At 52.8% G+C, this 20,208-nt stretch carries 12 protein-coding genes and 1 tRNA gene; 4 read left to right on the top strand and 9 right to left on the bottom strand.

The genetic code is table 11. From position 1 onward, the window contains the following. From brxC to brxL, 4 genes are read left to right on the top strand one after another with little or no spacing between them, the layout of a single operon-like run. Positions 1-3,630 carry a BREX system P-loop protein BrxC gene (gene brxC / locus ACR0MI_RS19475; RefSeq protein ID WP_480855315.1) on the top strand — a complete coding sequence of 1,210 codons (3,630 nt, stop codon included), beginning with the start codon at positions 1-3 and terminating at the stop codon, positions 3,628-3,630. Between the two features lie 3 nt (positions 3,631-3,633). Beyond that, positions 3,634-7,368 (top strand): BREX-1 system adenine-specific DNA-methyltransferase PglX, encoded by a 3,735-nt coding sequence (pglX, locus tag ACR0MI_RS19470; protein ID WP_480855312.1) that lies wholly within the window; start codon positions 3,634-3,636, stop codon positions 7,366-7,368. Continuing rightward, on the top strand, positions 7,365-9,893 hold the full coding sequence (locus tag ACR0MI_RS19465) for a PglZ domain-containing protein (protein ID WP_480855310.1): 2,529 nt from the start codon (positions 7,365-7,367) through the stop codon (positions 9,891-9,893). The genes pglX and ACR0MI_RS19465 overlap by 4 nt, the downstream gene beginning before the upstream one ends. Further along, a complete protein-coding gene (gene brxL / locus ACR0MI_RS19460) occupies positions 9,883-11,964 on the top strand; it encodes a BREX system Lon protease-like protein BrxL (protein WP_480855308.1) in 2,082 nt (693 codons plus the stop codon). Before ACR0MI_RS19465 ends, brxL begins: the two co-directional genes overlap by 11 nt. A 62-nt stretch (positions 11,965-12,026) precedes the next feature. On the opposite strand, the gene ACR0MI_RS19455 is transcribed toward brxL, so the two are convergent. From ACR0MI_RS19455 to ACR0MI_RS19415, 9 genes are all read right to left on the bottom strand, one after another. Further along, positions 12,027-12,102, bottom strand: a tRNA-Thr gene (locus ACR0MI_RS19455). A 142-nt stretch (positions 12,103-12,244) separates the two neighbouring features. Then, positions 12,245-12,391: an HGGxSTG domain-containing protein gene (locus ACR0MI_RS19450; RefSeq protein WP_480855338.1), complete on the bottom strand. Its 147-nt coding sequence runs from the start codon at positions 12,389-12,391 to the stop codon at positions 12,245-12,247. Positions 12,392-12,768: 377 nt separating this feature from the next. Continuing rightward, positions 12,769-14,229: a bifunctional DNA primase/helicase gene (locus ACR0MI_RS19445; protein WP_480855306.1), complete on the bottom strand. Its 1,461-nt coding sequence runs from the start codon at positions 14,227-14,229 to the stop codon at positions 12,769-12,771. A gap of 32 nt (positions 14,230-14,261) precedes the next feature. After that, the gene (locus ACR0MI_RS19440) at positions 14,262-14,504 is read right to left on the bottom strand and encodes a hypothetical protein (RefSeq protein ID WP_480855304.1); all 243 of its coding nucleotides are present in this window, start codon (positions 14,502-14,504) and stop codon (positions 14,262-14,264) included. A 2-nt stretch (positions 14,505-14,506) separates the two neighbouring features. After that, entirely contained in the window at positions 14,507-15,199 is a 693-nt protein-coding gene (locus ACR0MI_RS19435) for a hypothetical protein (protein WP_480855302.1), read from the bottom strand. Positions 15,200-15,506: 307 nt separating this feature from the next. After that, entirely contained in the window at positions 15,507-15,701 is a 195-nt protein-coding gene (locus ACR0MI_RS19430) for a helix-turn-helix transcriptional regulator (protein WP_170411621.1), read from the bottom strand. An 88-nt stretch (positions 15,702-15,789) separates the two neighbouring features. Next, complete coding sequence (locus tag ACR0MI_RS19425) at positions 15,790-16,458, bottom strand: hypothetical protein (protein WP_480855300.1); 669 nt, start codon at positions 16,456-16,458, stop codon at positions 15,790-15,792. 329 nt (positions 16,459-16,787) lie between these two features. Continuing rightward, complete coding sequence (locus ACR0MI_RS19420; protein ID WP_480855296.1) at positions 16,788-18,407, bottom strand: hypothetical protein; 1,620 nt, start codon at positions 18,405-18,407, stop codon at positions 16,788-16,790. Then, on the bottom strand, positions 18,404-19,843 hold the full coding sequence (locus tag ACR0MI_RS19415; protein ID WP_480855293.1) for a hypothetical protein: 1,440 nt from the start codon (positions 19,841-19,843) through the stop codon (positions 18,404-18,406). The genes ACR0MI_RS19420 and ACR0MI_RS19415 overlap by 4 nt, the downstream gene beginning before the upstream one ends. Positions 19,844-20,208 lie beyond the last annotated feature (365 nt).

Below are 20,208 nucleotides of genomic sequence, written 5' to 3'. Positions count from 1 at the left end.
ATGAGCATTCGCAGTCTGTTCGACCCATCTCGCGACATCAATCGGACGATTGAGAAAGTCATCAGCTACGGCGCTGACGAAGAGAGGCGCCTGAAGGCTGAAATATCTGAATACGTTGTAACTGAAAGTATTGAGGAGCAGTTCCAAAAACTGCTCGATCAAATGCAACGTGCGATGGAAGCGGGCGGCGAAAACGAAGTTGGCGTATGGGTCTCTGGCTTCTACGGATCGGGCAAAAGCTCTTTTACAAAGTACCTGGGTCTTGCCTTCGACAATAAGAAGACAATTGACGGAGTCCCATTCCTAACTCACCTGCAAGATCGCCTTCACAAGCCACAGACCAAAGCTCAGCTCAGCACCGTCGCGCAGAGATTTCCGGCAGCTGTCGTGATGCTAGACCTAGCTAGTGAGATGCTAGCTGGGGCGACGATGGAGGATGTTTCGAGCGTCCTCTACTACAAAGTTCTTCAGTGGGCAGGTTACTCGCGGAACCTGAAGGTTGCCGCTTTAGAGCGGAAAGTTGAAGCGGACAATCGGACCGAAGAGCTTCATAAAAAGGTTTCCGAGGTGATGCCGGGTGCCACTTGGAAGCGGATACAAAATGATCCGCTTGCTATTGACGCGCTAATTCCGCGCATTGCGCACGAGATGTACCAAGAGCTCTTCCCTGAGGCATCTTCTTTTAGCTCCAACATTGAAGACTTCCTTCAGTTCGAGGATCAGCGTGTCCAAGAGATGATTGATATTGTGCGCCAAAAGAGCGGCAAGAAAAATATCATTTTCATCGTCGACGAAGTTGGTCAATATGTTGCTTCGCGGGACAACTTGATCCTAAATCTCGACGGGCTTGCGAAGAACTTCAAGAGGCTGGGCGACGGTAAGGTTTGGATCATTTCGACGGCGCAACAAACCCTTACTGAGGATGACCCCCGAGCTAGTCTCAACTCACCTCAGCTCTTCAAACTAAAGGATCGGTTTCCAATCCAGATCGATCTAGAGTCCAGCGATATCAAGGAAATCTGCTATCGACGGCTACTTGGTAAGTCAAACGACGGAGAAAGGCGACTTGCCAAACTCTTTGACCAACAAGGGCAAGCGCTGCGGCAGAATACCCGGCTAGAGAATGCGAAGTACTACGACGCGGACTTCACCCGCGACACTTTCGTTCAACTCTATCCTTTCCTACCTGCTCACTTTGAAATCCTTCTTCACCTACTTGGAGCGCTAGCCAAGTCGACAGGTGGTGTTGGGCTGCGTTCAGCCATCAAAGTTGTCCAAGACATCCTTCGTGGTGAGGGGGGAACAACTGCACTTGCGGATCAACCCGTAGGGTCGCTCGCCACGACGGTCACGCTGTATGACGAGCTCGAGAAGGATATTCGAAGAGCCTTCGCTCCGGTTCATCAAGCGGTCGGCAAAGTTCAAATTCGGTTTCCCGATCAACCTTTTCACCAAGATATCGCCAAATCTATTGCCGTATTGCAGATACTGGGGAACCTACCAGTCACGCTTCAGAACGTTGCCAGTTTGATGCACTCCTCGGTCATGGCTCCGTCAAAGTTCGAGGAAGTCAAAGCAGCCGTGGAAGAGATGGTGCGGGACCCGTTGGTGCCGCTCGGCGATAAGGATGGCACGCTTGTCTTCTTGAGCGAGAAGCTTCGCGATATCGAGCAAGAGCGTAGCGGACTTGCGCTTCGTTCTGTCGATGTTCGGCGTATCTTCAACGATGGTGTCCGTGAAGTCTTCGATCCTCTACCGAGGGTCAACTTTCACGGAACTCTTGCTGTTGCTTCGGGCATCAAGGTTCAGAGTGGAGGCTTAGTGACGAGCCTTGCTGGAGAGCAAAACGCCATTCAGACAGTCGTCGAGTTTGTTGCATCCGACGACTACGAAACGGCCCAGACCCGCCTGGTTGACGACTCACGAAGCCATGCGTCCCGAACTGTCATCGGTCTAATGACGAGGACAACGCCCGAACTGGACGACCTCTGCAACGAGGTCTTCCGCTGTCAGAGGATAACTGAACTTCATCGAAACGACGCCGATCAGGAGATCAGGGACTATTGCAGAGCACAACAAGATCGCGCTGCAAGGCTGGCGGCAGAACTCAAGTCGAAACTTAAGACTGCTCTCCAGGGGGGGTCTTTCATCTTCAGGGGACAGCGCACTGCTGTATCGGCGCTGCATGCCGACCTCTTAGAGGCGTCAAAGAAGATACTCTCCAGCGCAGCAGCCCAAGTGTTCGATCGTTATGGCGAAGCACCTGTTCGAGCCAACACAGATAATGCTGAGAAGGTTCTTAAGCTTGCTAATCCAGCGGCGATCACAAGTGCCCTAGACCCGCTCGGGCTTGTTCAGGTGAAAGCTGGTCGTCCGTCGTTCAAGACTGACGAAAAGGCTCTCGTGAGCATCCGTGACTACATTGATCGGCATGGAAGCGCGGTCGGGAAGCGGCTTCTTGAGCATTTCAACGCCGACCCGTTCGGGTGGTCGCAGGACACAACCCGGTACATTCTCGCCGTTATGTTGCTGGCTGGCGAGATCAAACTCACAGTCTCAGGGCGCGAGGTTACAACTGCTGGGCCGCTTGCGATTGACGCTCTTAAGACAAACAACAGCTTCAAGCAGATTGGCGTGTCTCTGAGGGACGAGCGTCCTTCCAATGAAGCCTTGTCGCGCGCTTCGGAACGTCTGACCGAGTTGCTGGGCGACACCGTCATCCCGCTTGAACAAGAGATCAGCAAAGCGACGCTGAAGAACTTCCCTCGGTTTCAGAACGAATATGGTTCCTTGCCCGAAAAACTTGGCTCTCTTGGTGTTGACGGAAATGATCGGGCACAAGCGTTGAACCAGTCTCTGTCGGACCTGCTTTCTTCTGACGCTTCGGATGCGCCCCAGCTTCTAGGAGCGGAGGAGTCAGCGCTTTACGACAATCTGAAATGGGCTGCAGAGGTTCGGCGAGCACTTGAGAATGGGCTGGAACACACACTTCGGCAGCTTCAATCTCATAAGCGTGATATCGAGGCATTGCCGGATACCGGCGCACCCGGTGCGCTGCGCACGCAGCTCAAGGATGAACTCTCATCAATTTCCGATTGGACAGCCAAGGACGACTTCTTCAGGCATTCTGCGGACTTGGCTTCGACCCTAACCCACATCAAGGGCCGCGTTCGTGACACTGTCATTGAGTTATCGAACCAACAAAAGCAACGGCTCAAGGACGGCGGCGAAAGCCTCCAAGAGCTGCCTGAATGGCGAGAACTTACTCAGGACGAGCGTGGTACGACCCTAAGCCGATTGGATGCCTTGGAGTTCACCGCGACTGAAGACCTAGCCGGACTGAACGCACTGCTTGCTCGGAATTATGATATCAGCACCACGCTGGACGAACTGAAGCGTTCTGTGGAGATCACAGGACAGGAACGCATACGCCAGCGCATTGCTGATGAGCAGGCCAAGAATGGAAAGGACGGTCCTTCGCGCCTCGAAACGTCGGTGTCCATCCCTGCCAAGGTGAGCTCGGCATCGGAGCTTGAAGCGGTAATCTCGGATCTGGAAGAGCTTAAAACGCAAGCTCGGCTCTACGAGGAGATCGACGTCTCCATTTCTCTGAAGACGGATGAGGCCTGATCGATGGCGTTTGATCAGTCCACACGCAACAGGCTTCAGCGCTTTGTGAGCGAAGCTCGTGGAATCCTGGAAGAGGAGTTCACGCGACACCTTCAGAACGACTATGGGTTGGACCCTGACTCGGGCTCTGTCTCTTCGCTCGAAAGCCTACGCCACATAACCGACCAACAGCGCGAGACGGCGCGTATTCTCCGGGCTACGCTCGAACACTATTGCGCTGGTTCGGACACAGACGCGAAAGCAGGCCTGGATCGGATCGTCCGAGAGCAGGCCTTTACGATCTTTAACCGTCTAGCGGCTTTGCGTATGGCCGAGGCGCGCGGGCTGCTCATCGAGACTGTTGGCAACGGCTATCAGTCTCAGGGTTTCCAACTCTACTCACGCCTTGCTGGGACTGGTCTCGGGGAGACTGGTGATGCCTATCGGGTCTTCTTACAAAGCGTGTTCGATGAGTTGGCGCAGGACTTGCCGGGGCTCTTTGACCGGTTTTCGCCACAGGGCCGCCTGTTCCCTCGCGAGACCGCGCTCCTCGAAGTGATCGATCTCATCAACCATGGTGAGATCGAGCCGCTATGGGGTGAGGACGAGACGATTGGTTGGATTTACCAGTACTTCAACTCGAAGGAAGAGCGCAAAGCGATGCGCGATGCGTCTCAAGCCCCGCGCAACAGCCGCGAACTGGCAGTCCGCAATCAGTTCTTCACGCCCCGCTATGTGGTGGAGTTCTTGGTCGACAACACGCTTGGCAGGCTTTGGTTTGAGTGGACAGGCGGCGAGACCAGCCTGCGCGACAGGTGCCAATACCTTCTTGTGAAACCGGATGAACATCCCGAACCTGCGAAGCGTCTGCGCGATCCACGCACGATCAAGCTTCTCGACCCTGCATGCGGCTCTATGCACTTCGGGCTTTATGCCTTCGATCTGTTCCAGGAAATCTACCGTGAGGCCTGGGAATGGGAGCAGGCCCATGGCCCCGGCTGCCTCGATACTGAGACTGGTGGCATTGCCGAGCTAAGGCCCCTCAGTCAGACCTACGCAAATCAAGACGCGTTCTTGCACGACGTGCCGCGACTGATCATCGAACACAACATCTACGGCGTTGATATTGACCCACGCGCGGCGCAGATCGCATCCCTTGCTCTATGGCTCAGAGCGCAGCGAGCTTGGCATGAGGCAGGCGTGAAAGCCAAGGGTCGACCTCAGGTCGGGCATGGCAATGTGGTGGCAGCGGTCGCACCCCCAGCAGAAGTCGAGTTGCGCAAGCAGTTTATGGAACAGCTTGGTCCCCTCGATGCAGAGCTGTTCGAAAAGACGCTGTTCCTGCTCAAGGGTCTGCCAGAGCTTGGGGTTCTACTGCAGGTAGAGAAGGAATTGCCCGCCCTGGTACGCGCGGTATTTGGTGAGCATGGCGACCTCTTCCGAGAAGAGGACATGGCGCAATGGCGGAAGGCTGAGGCCCGTTTGCAGGAGGCCCTCACCGAGTTCGCGCGCGCGGCGCGCTCCACATATCAGGGGCGGTTGTTTGCAGAGGATGCGCTTCAGGGCCTTCGGATGATCGACCACTGCCGCGAAGACTATGACGTGGTGGTAATGAATCCACCGTTTGGTCAACCTACAGATGGTGCACGTGAATATCTGAAGTCTAAATCGAGTGACGGCTGGAAAGATATTTATGCTGGCTTCTTCGAGCGTGCGGTCACCGTAAAGAGAAAAGGTGGCCTGATCGGCGCCATCACGTCCTCTCAGTTCTTTCATACGCGACAGATGAAAAAGCTTCGAGAAAACATGATCATAAGAGAGCTGCCGCTTTCGATCATTGATCTAGGCAAGGATGTTTTGGACGACGCTGCAGTCCAAACAGCACTTACAGTTCTAGGCGATCCTCGGAGCAATGAAATGATGGCTTATGCCGACCTTTTCGAGATTGAAGAAAAAGACAGCGAGCTTCTTCGACAGATTGAATGCGATTCCATGCAATACCTTCCCCTGAAAGATATTGCAGCAATTCCAGGACGGCCGATGTGCCTGCATGCGTCACCGCGGATTCTCCATCAGTGGAGGTTGGACACGCCGCTTGATCCCGAAACAGCAACCGTTGCCACGGGAAACCATACTTTCGACGACGAACGGTTCATTCGCATCTTTCCGGAGATGGTGGCGGAAGTAGATGATTGGGTTCAGTATGAAAAGGGCGGCGAATTTCAACCCTTCTTTAGCCCGTCTAGCATATTCCTTCGTTGGTCGGGATCTGGCGCACAGCTAAGAGCGCTCAATACCGAAAAATATGGTAGTGACGCTCAAGTAATGCAGAGCAGCAAGCATTGGGGTAAATTCGGTCTCTGCTTCAATCACGTGAGCAGTGTTGGTTTCTCGCCGAGAGTTCTGCCCGAAGGCACAATTTTTTCCTCTGAGTCAATTTCCATATTTCTTCAGGCTGATCACAATCGGGAAAAGGAAGCAGTTCGCAAAAAATACTTGGGCCTTCTCGGGTTCCTCTCTTCGGCCGTGGCCCAGGAACTGGTTTATGTATTTGGTCGCTTCAGGAAGATCGAGAACCGAGCTGTCTCAGGAATTCCGATCTCCTTCTCGAGACTTAGTGCTTTTCAGGACACTTTGGCAGATAGAGCAGCCAAGGGAATCTCAATTTCGCGCCAACTTTCTTCTTTCGACGAGACTTCTCCTTGCTTCCTTGTTCCGGAAAAGATCGCGCAGTCTTTATTGGGTCAGGCAGGTCGCGCGTCGCTGAAACGAGACGCGGTCGAACTCTACACCGCGCTGGACGATATGTGCGATCGTATCGCGGAGGTTTCTAGTCCTGACATGTTGGCGGACAGGCGAAGCGATCTGGTAGGCCAGTTTTCCCTGTTGCGAGCCAACCACTCAGAAGAAGACCTGAATGATGAATGCCTATCTTGGGCCGCTGGCGTCGCTTTCGGGCGTTTCGATTGGCGCTTGGCCACGGGCGAACGCGACGCCCCGCCCGAGCCGGACCCCTTTGACCCGCTGCCCGCAAAAAGCCCCGGCATGCTGCCCGATGGCGCAGATCCATTCTATGCCCACTCCGGCATCTTGGTGGATGACCAGGGGCATCCGAATGACCTCGCTCGCCTGATCGAGGAAGTGCTTGCCCGCGTCAAAGCCCCAGTGACCGCCGATGTGCGCCGCTGGCTACAACGCGATTTCTTCAAATTCCACCTCGGGCAATACAGCAAGAGCCGCCGCAAGGCCCCGATCTACTGGCCGATCTCGACAAGCTCGGGCAACTACACGCTCTGGCTCTACTACCCCGATCTCACCAGCCAAACGCTCTACACAGCCGTCAATGACTTCGTGGAGCCAAAGCTGAAAGAAGTCCGAAGCGACCTGGCGACATTGCGCGACAAGGGCGGCTCTCGCTCTAGCACGGATGAGAAAGCGTTGGAGAAACTGCAGGGCCTGGAGCTGGAACTTATCGAGTTTCGTGACGCGCTCCTCGAGATCGCTCCAACCTATCGCCCCAACCACGATGACGGCGTTCAGATCAGCGCCGCACCGCTCTGGCAGCTTTTCCGTCACAAGCCGTGGCAGAAGGTTCTTAAGGATACTTGGGCCAAGTTGGAGAAAGGTGACTACGACTGGGCGCACCTTGCGGTGGCGTACTGGCCAGACCGCGTGCGCGAGAAGTGCGCGACAGACAAATCCCTCGCCATCGCGCACGACCTGGAACATCTCTACGTCGAACCCGAGGATAGGGCATGAGTATTGCCGCCTTCATCCGTGACACCATTTTGCGCCCTCGACTGATCGAGGCAGGGTGTATGGTCGTCTACGATCCAGACGGGCGATACCAGAGCGTCTGCACAAGCCTCGACGACGAAAGTGTTCGTGTCGTAGATGCGAGTAGCAGCAGCATCAAGAGCCGCCTGGCCGCCATTGAAGCCCTGCAGGATATTGGACGGCCAAAAGGCACGCTGGATGCCGTGCTGGTCTATGTCCCTAAGCGACGGCCAGAGACTGACGAAGAGAAACAGATCGATCCGTTTTCGATTTACGCTCAGGCCGGTGCGGTTTTCCCCCGTGATGACGGGGATGACTACCTAAGTCTTTGCCTCCGAGCCAAGCCGGACCACTCCACGGAGATCAGGCGCGTTTTTACCAACTCTCCGGGAGGCCCAACGTTTTCAGTGGTCGACGCCGTAGGTGGCGGTGCGAGTTGGCCGCAACTGCGCGCCGCGCTGAAGGTCGAATCTGGACGCGAAATCCTTGAAGCCTTGCTAGCCCCAAGCGAGAAGCAAGCGGCGGCGCTCAAAGCTCAAGATGGATGGAGCGAGGAAGCGCGGGAGTTCCTATCCGCAACGCTTGGTATGAGCGTTAAGACGAGAGGCAAAACCTGGAGTTCCATCTCTGACGAGCTGTGGCGGTTTGTGCTCTTCAGCGAATTTGTCTTCGACTTGCCAGCGGACCTACCGGAGCAGCTCCAGGGCGTTCCGCATACTGTTGCTGAAGCGAAACCAATTATCGAGGATGTCTGCGAGAGGTTGAGAACCAGTCCGGCGAGCCGAGATGTCTACATCGAACGCGCCGAGCAGATCGAGCAAGAGCTCTCGCTGGACCGGATTTGCGCAAGTATCGAAGACCTGGGCAGCAGGGATACTTTCCCCTTCGAAGAGCGGACCTTCCTAAAGCGAGCCATCAAAGGCTTGCTTGAAAACGACCTCAACGCTGCGAGGGCCACCATCGCAGCCCATGGGCAATCGGTGTGGATCGGTCATGGCGAAAGCCAAGCACAGTGGGAGCTGATCAAGGCTAGCTTCGCCTTGGTTGAGAGTTGCGACGACAACGAGCGACAACTCCCGGATCACGCAAAGTCACAGAGCGCCCTGATTGAGTTTTACATTTCAAGCTTGAGAGAAACTGATCGACTTCAGAGGGAGTTCGAGCAGGCGCTCTCCGATTTCTTGGATCATAAAGACCTCCTGTCTGACGTGGTCGAGTATTCGAGATCAAAATACAGACGCCTCGCAGAGAAGGTGCAGAGCGCCTTTGTGAAGCATCTGGAAACATCGGGTTGGCCCCCGCAAGGACGCCTGAGCAATCTTGACGTCTACGACAAGCATGTGGCGAGCAAGCTGAAGGAAAGCGGTCGAAAGGTCGGCTATATCCTCGTAGATGCCCTGCGCTACGAACTCGGTGTAGCGCTTGAAAAAAGGCTCGCGGATGATGGCCCCGTTGAACTTCAAGCGGCGTACGCGCAGCTTCCGACCATCACGCCAGTTGGAATGGCAAGCCTCCTCCCTGGGGCGCGCGAAGACCTCAGGTTGACAGACGAGGCCGGTAGGCTCGTTCCCAGGCTTGGTGATGCCAAAGTCGCGAATGTCAGTCATCGTATGGATGTTCTAAGGAAGCGGTTGGGTGACCGCTTCCACGAAATGACCCTAAGCGATTTCGTAAAAGCGAAACCGCGCCTTTCGAAGACTGTTGATCTTATCGTGCTGCGCTCGACTGAGATCGACAGTCAGCTTGAGAACAATCCGGAGAGCACCCTCGGGCTTATTCCGAACACGCTGAAACTTGTTCGCGTGGCACTTCACAAGCTGCGCGAGCTTGGTTTCCACGACGCAGTTATCGCCACAGATCACGGGTTCTTCTTGAATGGGCATGCATCTGACGGCGACATCTGTTCGAAGCCACAAGGCAATTGGCTCGTAAACGCACACGACCGTGCGTTCCTGGGAACGGGCAACGCGGACAATCATAGTGTTGTAATCGATGCGGCCAAGTTGGGGGTGCGTGGAGATTATCAGCAAATCGCCTTGCCTAAGAGTATGGCTCCGTACAGAGCTGGGCACCTTTACTTCCATGGTGGGGTATCTTTGCCAGAGGCGGTGGTACCGGTATTAGCTGCAAGACTGGACACCAAAGATCAGAGTGGCACTGGAAGCTTCGAAGTTAATCTTAATTACAAACGTGGGGCGAAGCGGATTACGACGCGCGTCCCGGTTGTCGAAGTCAGTGCATCTTCGGAAGATATGTTCACGCAAGACAAAGATATTGAAGTCTTGATTGAGGCGCAGACTTCGAACGGCGAAGTCGTAGGTGAACCGCGTCCAGGCGGGGACGTGAACCCGGCGACACGGACCGTGACGTTGCGGCCAGGCGAGAGCAAACAGATCACCATTCGAATGGAGCCTGAGTTTGAAGGAAAGTTTAAGCTGAAGGCCCTCGATCCGGTGACAATGGCCGCCTATGCCAGCCTAGACCTGGAGACTGACTATGCAGTTTGAAATGGAAATGGATGAGCTAGACAAGAAGCTCAACGAGGTCTTCGACGGCAAGGTTGTAAGGAAGGACCTGCTACATCGCATCAAGAAGGGAACAAACGTACCAACGTTCGTTCTGGAGTTCCTACTGGCGAGGTACTGCGCGAGCAATGAACCTGCTGAAATCCAAGCCGGTATGGAAGCGGTGCTTGCGACGCTTGATGAGAACTACGTTCGCCCGGATGAGGCAAACGCTGCCCAATCTCGGGTTGCGGTAAAGGGCAAGCACAAGTTCATCGACAAGGTGCATGTGCGCTACGTCGAGAAGGACAAGCGGCATTGGGCAGCGCTTGAGAACTTTGCATCCCAAAAAGTCGCCATCGCAGAAAAGTTCTACCGCGACATCGATCGACTTCTTGAAGGCGGTATCTGGGCAGAAGTGACAATCGCACACAACGATATCGACGAAGACAACTATGCTTTCTACGTAGAAGACTTGCGTCCCATCCAGTTGAGCCGCTTCGACTTCGATGCCTACAAGGAAGGCCGTTCAAATCTGACCAGAGATGAATGGCTGGACGTGGTCTTGAGGTCGGTCGGCCTCGAACCAGGCACGCTGTCACATAGGGAAAAGCTGCACTTTATCTCTAGGCTCGCGCCCCTCGTCGAGGCCAATTTCAACTTTGTCGAGCTCGGTCCGCGCGGCACCGGGAAGTCGTATTTTTTTAGTGAATTTTCCCCGTACTCGACGCTGATCAGCGGCGGCCAAGCGACAAAAGCAACGCTGTTTTACAACAATGCCCGCAACAAGATCGGACTTGTTGGCTTTTGGGATACCGTTGCTTTCGACGAGGTTGGCGGGATCAAGATCAAAGACCCAGATACCATTCAAATCATGAAGGACTTCATGGCCAATGGTCGGTTCTCGAGGGGTGTTGAGATCATTGCCAATGCGAGCATGGCCTTCGTGGGAAATATCGATCAGTCGGTGGAACAAATCGTTCGTTCATCTGAGCACGACCTCTTCCTACCGCTCCCTGCTGAGTTCGATCTGGCTGTGATGGACCGCTTTGCCTGCTACTTGCCTGGCTGGGAGATGCCCAAGACGAGTAGTGCGTACTTGACCGACCGGTTTGGGCTAATCACGGACTACTTGGCCGAAGCGTTTCACTATCAGCTTAAGCACAACAACCGGTACGAAGAAGTCTCAAGCCGCGTAAAGCTCGGGAGCGATGTCGAAGGTCGCGACGAGAAGGGCATTAATAAGACACTCTGCGCGCTCTTGAAAATCCTCCATCCCGACGGGGCTCCAAGCGACGATCAGTTCTTCGAGTATGTGGAGTACGCGATTGAATGTCGTCGTAGGGTCAAGGAGCAGATGAACAAGCGCAAACCAGATGATGAGTTTGCATTGATCAACCTTTCCTACTTCGCGCCAGATGGCCGCGAGGTGGTGGTGCACTGCCCCGAGACAAAAGGTATTGCTGCTACTCTTGAACCTGCCCGTCGCACGCTTTCTGAAAAGGCCTCTAGACCGAAAATGGCCGAGACCAAAGAACCAGAAGCGGAGACCCATAATAGCGAGGATTCATCTGACGTTGCGCAGACCGCCGAAGCTGAGATCCCTGAAGATCGGCACTATACGATCGCCTATGGGGATGTTGGGCATACCTACGACACGATCATAGGACCATACCTGGCGAAGGCTAAGAAGGTATCGATCGAAGACCCATACATTCGTGCACCGCATCAGATCGCGAATTTTGTCCGCTTCTGCGAAACGGTTGTTAAGAGCCCGACCGTACGAGAAATCCACCTTCTAACCGGATATGATGAAAATACCGATCTCGCGGGGGTTGAGAGCAAGATTGAAGAACTCAAACAGAGCCTTCTTGAGCGAGATGTCGTCCTTTCAGTGGAGATTGACAGCAAGATTCATGACCGGGAGATCAGAATCGACGACCGCTGGATCATCAAGATCGGACGAGGTCTGGATTTCTACCAGAGACCAGAAGGATGGTTCACGATTGGCGCAAATGATTTTTCTCTGCGGCCGTGTCTGGAAACCAAGGTTGATATCTTTATACCAACCTAGAGGGCAATCTTTGAGGGCCGGAAGCCCAAAAAAGCCTTTCCCAAGTTTTGCCGTGAGAAGGATGGTGCCGGTGAAGGGACTCGAACCCCCGACCCCATCATTACGAATGACGTGCTCTACCAGCTGAGCTACACCGGCTTCCTGGATCCTACTATGGCCCTACTAGTTCTTCTCCTTTGCCGAGAACCCCTTTGTTTAGCAAGTCATTCTCGCGAGGGCATGCCTATTACCAATTGCGTACTCTACAGATATCGCTCCAGAGGCATCGTGCCGCGTCCTTTCAGTCGCTCTCTGGCTCAAAATTGGCCTTAACTCTTCGCTTCCCCTTTGGGCCGGTACTGAGGCCACCATGCAACCTGCAACGCCGCTTACTAGGTACTACCCGGGCCTGACATTGGCCTCCTGCTCGGGTTTTTGCACCGCACATTGGGCGCTCTGACTTAGGCAATGGTTCTCTACAATCATTTAAGCCCAGTTCCGCCATGCGCTTGCAGTTTACGCCGCGGCACTGTGAGCAATCCCTCCGATAGTTTGGGTGCTTGTGCGCCTCTGCTGGGCACGGCCGCCAACGTAAAAGAAGCGCGCGCCAGTCTATGGGGTCGCCTTGACAGCGCGCACGGAATTTTTTCTCAAAATTGGTCGGGCGTCCCATCAGAAAACACCAACATTTATTAGCATAGTCTGCAAACCCCATGATGCGCGAAACCCTCTGGGTTTTTCGGCTCCCCAGTTCGTTGGATTTCTCATTTTTGATCTTCAAAACTTGCCTTGAGAGCAGCTTACATCCGTGACGCTCTCTTACCGCTATTTGCTGAGCCCTGAGGCACTGTCCAATTTCTGGTAGCGCATGCTCGCCTGATCATATGTCAAACGAATTTGACCTTTTTCGAAGCCATACAGCTGTGTGTCCCGGACTTTCCAGGTAATGATACTGACAAATTGTTCGCCGCTTGCGTCCTCATCTTGATGGACAGTGAAGCCTAGACTTGGCTTGTTGGCAAAGGCCGCACTATCTGCAATGTCATAGCCAGTCGGAGGCTTTGGTCTCCCATCAGTCGGCATTTTCCGCGGATGGGCAATTACGCAGACATGTGTGTCGAACTGTTCCGCCCAGGTGCGGATCTGTTGCAGCGCAAAATTAATGTAGTTAGTGACGCTCTCGCCCGGCTCCGGCAAGTGTTCTAACTCGTTCCACGGGTCCACGATGATGAACTTGCAATTATCGCGTATCGCCAATGTGTAAATCATCGACTTAAGCCAACCCAGATGGTGCTGAGTTTCATCAAATTTCCGATGAACGATGCGAAACAAGCAATCCAGGTCTTGTCCACAGAGCGCCTGCTCGGCGTTGGAGAGGGCGTCCCAGGTTTTGCCGGTGTGCAATCTGGCAAGATGATCTCGGGTTCGGTAAGGGTGGGTTTCGAAGGACAACATCCCGACCTTGATGTTTTCGTTTCGCGCAATCTGATAGGCGGCGAAAGTGGTGAACGTAGACTTGCCCGATCCCGGCGTTCCGGTTCCCACCGACATAGCACCCACCTCGAAGCCCAGACCGTAGTCGAAGGGGGCCGTTCCAATCCGAAGAACTCGACGCGGTGGCAATCGAGGTAGGTCTGATATCCCAGTAATAAATCCACCTTCCGGGTCCACTGGTTTGGCCTCCACAAGGCACCGGGAAAGCTCGCTCTCTCCAAAAGACATCAAGACGTCGTTGGCATCTTTGCATTCTTCCGGCCACGTAACAAAGCGTACATCGTGACCAGTAAGAATGTTTGCCACAGTCTTGGGGAGACTGGCCCCAGCCTCGTCATTGTCACCCGCCACAATCACATAGGGCGAATTGCGCAATCTGGCTTCTTCAACCAGCAGACAATCTCGTTTGCCACCGTCTTGGGTCCAGCCATCCGGTAGCGACACCGCTCGCAGAAACCCGGCCTGCATTACCGAAAGACAATCAATTTCACCCTCGGTGATTACAATAGGGCCTTTGTCTTTTAACGCATCCTCATTGTACAGACCCCGGCTGACGCCTTGGGTACTCCGCCAACCCTTGCACTCTGCCGTCCGAAACTTATTAGCGTATGGCTCGCCGTCTCGCGAGTACGGGAACACAACTGCCCTTCCGAGTTGAGGATGATCGATCGGCTTGACCTTCATATCCGCTAAGAGCGCGCCGTCTAGTTTGCGAACGTCCTGTAGCCATTTCATCACGTCCATCAAACCCACCCCCGCTCCAACCACAGTGCCAACAAAACCAAACGACACCGTTTTCCGTTTCCGAAACGCTCAAACATGGGTCAAACTTCTTCCGCCGGTGAGGGCTGCACTTCGGGCATTGCGTCCTGGCTCGTCTGTTGTGCCAGCGCTGAACTCGGATCTCGTGCTTGCTCAACAACTCGGTTAGCGACATGGCTTAGTGCCTCCCATCGTGTTACCCCTTGGGCAACTGCAGCTAAGGTTTCCGCGCGGAAGCGGGACAGCCCACCCAGGTATTCCATGATTGCTGCTCGTTCCTCGAAGGCGTCTTGATCAAAAATCATAGTTACCCCCTAACCGGAATGCGCCCAAACGCACCGAATTGCTCGGTTTCCCCGACTATGTGAAGTTTGGGTTTTACGTTTTCTGGGAAAATGCCTTTCCACCCGTTCTGAATGGACAAGTTTAAAACTTCGTCCGGGTTCGGATGCCCAGCCAGCTTCGCCACTATAATCTTCGCTGCATGCTGAGTTAGTGGCGCATTAAGTTCCTGCCGAAACTCAATAAAACCTGAGGCCACTTGTAGCGAACAGCATTCGGCTAGAATTGCCGCTATATCTTCTTCTATCTTCTTTTCTTTCTTTTTCTTTGTCCCGCTCCTGTCCCGCTCCTGTCCCGGCAACTGGTCCGCTTTCTGTCCCGTCTTTGCTGTGCTGCCTTGATATTTGTCATAGTTGCAAATGGTTATGATAAGGCAACCTGTCCCGGCTGCTGTCTCGATCATTGTCTCGTTTCTTAGCCGGGTAAGAAAACGGTCGACTGCGCTTTTCGACCAATTCCATTTGGTAGCAATGAAACGGATAGAATGGCAGAGTTGACCTCGCTTCAGGTGAATTGACTTTCCCGAAACGTCAACAGTGATGTTCTTCCAAGTGGCCTGTGCAACCAACCAGTCCCAGGCGTAACCACGGCAGAACTTTTCATTGACAAAAAGGTGATGGTTAAACCTGTTTCGCTGTACTTTTAGAAATCCGCTCACGGTATTGCCTCCCGTTAGTTTGACCAGCACACGCCACAGTGGCGCTGAGCGCGGCGGCGTGCATCGTTTCAGGAGGCAGAAGCCAGCGGAGCAAAGTGTTCGGTAGATGCAATGACTTGGCCAAGGATTTCACGAAACCCATAAGCGATCTTCTTGCAATGGACTAGGAACCGCCCTCCTGATCCTTTAGACATCGTAAATGCACTTTGATCCCCTCGTCCTTCAGGTTGGCACACCGGACAAAGCGCGCGCCAATAGCTCTCGAACCAACGACCATTTAGTTGCGGTGGGAATTTCTTAGCGTAAGTCACTGCAGCACCTCTCCAGCAACTGGGCGACTTTCAATCCACTCTAAGACATCAGCTTCTCGCCAAGCAACTGTCCTAGGACCCAACTTTAATGGCTTAGGGAAACGTCCAGAATTGATCCACTCATAAATGGTTGAGCGGGAAAGGCCTGTCAGCGTTTCTACCTCTGGACGACGAATTAGTTTGTTCTGCATATCGGATCCTCTCGGTTGGGGTCGAACATGACCGAACCGTGACGGAAACCCGAAGAAAGAGAAAAGGGAGGAAAATAAAAAAATCAGATCATTTAATTTTCAAAAAAAATTCAACGGCTTGCCTTGAATACTCTTCTGGGTTTGCTTCCACAGACCCTGCAGCGAGCATATCTTTTACAAACAAGTAAAACTTTCCGTAGGTTTCAGATTCGTATGCATCCCAAGAAGGTTTTGCAGGAATCTCCCCGAGCACCTGAAATGCCAGTGCACAATGTTGTGCTATGCTTAAGGCATCATCTTTGGTTGGCCGTCCGCGGCCTCTTTTTTTCTCGGCAGCTCTAGCAACGTTAAGTGCCAGAGCAGCCTGGTTGCGCAAGCTTTTGATTTGGCATTCCGCTTCGGCGACTTTGTGCACATAGCCCATTCGCACATCTGGATAATAGTAAGCACCGAGATTCATATCATCGCCATCAAGGAGACCTATCATTGCTCGAGACAAAATCTCTTTGCCTAAATTACTCAGCGAAGAAATTGCCTTTAATGAAGCATTGAGACTGCCGTGAAGTTGCTCAAGCTGGTTCGCTGCCGACCTAACGCTTTGTTCATGCGTTCTTCCGATTCGACCTCTAATGCTTGCCGACAACACCGAGCCAAGTACTTTTGATAGCAACTCTACTAGCAAAGGCGGATGGCTGGGAAAATGCTTTTCCAATACCTCCCTCGCGGCCACTTCATATGTGTTTTCAGGCAATGTCATTTTGTCATTTCAAATTGGAAACGAAGAAAAGCTGTTTCCTGCGTTGGTGCCTGTACAGTGCAAATGAGTCAATGATGCCACTTCAGATGCAACAACAATCAAGCCGGAACAGGTAAACCGGGCCAATCAACAACGACGTGAAACCCCAACATTGCTGCGGATTTGGCGTACGACCATTTCCGAGCGAAACGGTCGTTCAGGGCGATTTCTTTTTTGGTTCTAAGCCTTTAACTGCTGAGTGAAAAATGCAGTCCGAAGCCCAGCTCACACAAAGTTGGATTCACCTGTATGCGATACGCATTCGCATACAGGTGTTTTTGCAAATATGATTAGGATCGATAGACTGGCGCTAGAGTCTTCTTTCCCGGGTCGCGATCAAAGTGGTCGACACTTTCTTTTTGCTCAGGCAGAGCGGGATGAGCTCCGCCGATTGATACAGCGAGTTGAGGGTAAAACGGTTCAATCTCGGGGTATGCTTCTCGCAATAGCTCAGGCATAGCTTCAACCAGTTCAAGTTTTAACCGTTTACCGTCCCTTTCCAGTGGCTCGGAAGTAAGGTCTTTGACGATGGGTAGTTGCGCTCCACCGCCAGTAGGAACCAAGAATGCTCTTCCCGTTCCTTCACTAACGGCAAAAGCTGCACGTACTACCATCTCGTTTATCGCCGAAAAAATTTTCTGTACATTTGGATCAGCCAGAAACTGGTTGAGGCTAACATCGACTAGCTCGTCCGTCACGAGATCTACGCTAATCTCACCGGCGTCAAAAAGCCGTTCTTTTTCGGCGCGAATGCTCTTCCGAAGCGCCCGATCACATTGATCATATTCTGAACTACCCTTAGCAAGACTACTTTGATCCAAAATGTGCTTTCTTAGCGCATTGTCGAGCATATTACCTGCCAAGTTTTTCGCATCACGAGCGCTTTGGATTTCCCAAACACTCACATGATCTTCATCGCGTTTTACGCAAATGCACCCGCCTACGTCGGTTGTACCAGCGCCGATATCCAAGATCACAAAGTGTTGGCGCCCATTTGGCCGCGCGTCCATCAAAGCGCCTGCGCCTGCGGCGGTTGCCTCCAATACTGGTTCTTCAAGAAGAGCGAACGGTAGGTTTTCGTTGGAAGCTTTCCTGGCTGCAAGGAGCAAAGCGGCTGCTCGGTGTGCATCTAGTTCACTTTCGAAATCGCTGGCGTAAGCCCGTGCCAAAGCCATAGCTTCGGACACGATCCTTTCCATTGCCTTAGCGTTTTCCGCAGCAACGCGTTTGTCCCAGGCTGGATGCGTATAGCGGGTCAACAGAGAGTTACTAACACCCATCTCATCAAGTGAAAGATCCACCATTCTGATAAAATGGGACAAGTATAAGACAAGAACATCTCTCTCCGAAAACAGTCCCGTTGGGTCCTTCTTGTCAGACAGCATTCGCTTTGAAAGGTTAGCGACCTCTTTGGTTAAGGTCATGTACTGCTTGGGGTTGTCAATTAATCTGTCCTGCTCGGCGGCCAAGTCCTCAAAAAGTTTGCGAGCCGTTCTGCCAAAATGAACTTTTCCTTCGTGAACTAGAAGTTCTGAAGGCAATAGGTACTTTTCGGCTCCCGGTGCATCCCGCGAGAGCGCAATGTCGATCAACTCTGGGGTCTCAAGTGGATCATTACCTTTACACGCAAAAGCTTTAGAAAATGACGTCCCAAAATCGATGCAGAGATGAATTTCGTCAGCGATTTCCTGCGCTGGATTCCATTTCACTACAAAATGCTCATCTTCGCCCAGATTTTCGCTATCTTCAGCAATCTCGTTATCTTTCTTTTGCTCTTTAACAATAGCGTCCTTCCCAAGGAGTACGCGTAGTGCATCAAGCTCTACTTCCGAAAGAAATGTAGCCTGTCGATTTACGGACGCTCTTTCCGCAAGACCCTCTAGGACCAAATTGGCAAGTTCTTTGTTCATATGCTGCGTACTCTCGGCTTCAAAAGGATTCGTTCAGGGCGACCCGGTTCTTTCAAACGTGTGCCAGGTCGGGAAACAATAGAATTGCTTCCAATCGCAATTTCCCCAATTGGTTCGTGTTGAGCTGGGTCAAACTCTACTGTGTCGCCGACGCGACCGAATAATTCCAGGTGTCTTCGTTTTGCCATTGACCCAACGATCTGGGAAACTTGCTTAATTCGCTTTCCTATCTCCAAAACACCATCGCCTTGTTCTGGCATAAGGTCTTCGATTTCCCTTGAAAGGCTAGTGATTTCAGAAGAGTCCAATTCGGCCGAAGCCAGATAGATAACAAGCCTGGAAACGTCTTCGTTTGTGCGCTCAGTTGAAAGAGCGTCCACAACTTCGCTTGAATGCCTGCTCTTGGCCGAACCACCTGTAACCAACCAAGTCCCCATTTCCTCGGACAAGGTGGCATCCAAGTTTACCGTCCTTTCAGCAAGTCGTTGAAAAGCGGAACGCCCGACAGCCTCCATAATCCCCTTGCGCAAAGGTTCGTTCTTGTGACCTTGTCGGGCGAATACTAGTAGAGTTTCTACGCCGGTAGCGGCCAGTTTCACGCCCAAGCGTTCAACCTCGACTGGAGCCGAGGCGGGGCGCCACCAGTCTTTCATATCACTGACAGCAATGTAAGTACGCGGATCGGATGAAATCGAGAGCGAAAGGCGGGCGACATCAGCCAAGACAGCAAGACCATCCTGCACATACTCTTCTCGTAGGGCCTTTTCTTCCGGTCCGTCGTCAGAGAAGTGTCCAGAAAGCAAAATACGAAGCTGGTTTCCGTAATCTGGCCCGGCTGGCAGCTCAGACAGGATCAGTTCGTCTTTTAGCGCCGGGACAATACGCCGAATCCGACGTGCCAAAGAGTTGGACCTTGATCTTTGAGCACCGAACACATGACTTATTGACGAATTAATTTGCCTTAGTAGGTCTTCGCGGGAACTCGCTGCCGCAAACGCGATCTCGACCCAAGTCTTTCGCGCCTTCTCACCTACGTCTTCGCGGACAATCTCAGTGAAGGCTATGTCGGCAACTCGACTGGGATCTGCAAGCTGCATTGCCTTTGCTAGATACCAACGATCCTCACCGTCATGAAGTGCAACAAAAGGAGGCTTTGAAGTCTTGAGGCACTCCACCATGTGCGGGTTGAAGATTTCCTCCATTGGCTTTGAGACGGAAGCTGCTCTGCTGGACACGGAGAGACCAGCGCAAACCGTGTGTGCAATCTGGCTATGAAGAACCTTCGAGATTTCGGATACTAAGGCTTGAAACTCATCGGTTTCAGCGAACTCCTTTGTTAACTTTCGGTCTTTGATTAGCGCCCGTAACCGACGCACAGGCAAAGGATCTTCAAGCTGATCCTCCGGATCGTCATTTTTTTTTGCATTTTCGGTCATCTGATCCTGCTCTTTTTTGTCTGAACGGCATCGCCTGTCCAAAAATTGTTTGGCTGACCTAACTGTCGCCTTAGTTTTTCAACATGTTGATCGATGCGCGGGTTCCGTTCAAGTTGCTTTGGAAGCTGAATCTTCGGCGTTGGCGGCCAAGTTCTTACTATGAAGTGCTCCCAATCATAATTCCCATCGCGCTTTCGCGCTTGAAATTGCCGTCTCTGATCCCTTGTTTCGCTACCTGTGCCCGAAACCCTGCACCACATCGGCATCTTTCCTTCGCAACCCGTGAGGCGCCTCAGATTGAAACGCATTTCTTTATGTAGAGAAGATCGGTTCTTAGCATTTATATTCAGTTTCTTTTTCAATTT

Source organism: Ruegeria sp. D4, from assembly GCF_056534475.1.
Note: the sequence above shows the minus strand (reverse complement) of the source record. Positions and strands in the feature narration are given on the sequence as shown.

Excerpts from the sequence above, each read along its gene's own strand:
- ACR0MI_RS19420 (WP_480855296.1), bottom strand. The coding sequence starts at position 18,407 with ATGAACAAAGAACTTGCCAATTTGGTCCTAGAGGGTCTTGCGGAAAGA.
- ACR0MI_RS19440 (WP_480855304.1), bottom strand. The coding sequence starts at position 14,504 with ATGATTTTTGATCAAGACGCCTTCGAGGAACGAGCAGCAATCATGGAA.
- pglX (WP_480855312.1), top strand. The coding sequence starts at position 3,634 with ATGGCGTTTGATCAGTCCACACGCAACAGGCTTCAGCGCTTTGTGAGC.
- ACR0MI_RS19450 (WP_480855338.1), bottom strand. The coding sequence starts at position 12,391 with ATGTGCGGTGCAAAAACCCGAGCAGGAGGCCAATGTCAGGCCCGGGTA.
- ACR0MI_RS19425 (WP_480855300.1), bottom strand. The coding sequence starts at position 16,458 with ATGACATTGCCTGAAAACACATATGAAGTGGCCGCGAGGGAGGTATTG.
- ACR0MI_RS19465 (WP_480855310.1), top strand. The coding sequence starts at position 7,365 with ATGAGTATTGCCGCCTTCATCCGTGACACCATTTTGCGCCCTCGACTG.
- ACR0MI_RS19430 (WP_170411621.1), bottom strand. The coding sequence starts at position 15,701 with ATGCAGAACAAACTAATTCGTCGTCCAGAGGTAGAAACGCTGACAGGC.
- brxC (WP_480855315.1), top strand. The coding sequence starts at position 1 with ATGAGCATTCGCAGTCTGTTCGACCCATCTCGCGACATCAATCGGACG.
- ACR0MI_RS19415 (WP_480855293.1), bottom strand. The coding sequence starts at position 19,843 with ATGACCGAAAATGCAAAAAAAAATGACGATCCGGAGGATCAGCTTGAA.
- brxL (WP_480855308.1), top strand. The coding sequence starts at position 9,883 with ATGCAGTTTGAAATGGAAATGGATGAGCTAGACAAGAAGCTCAACGAG.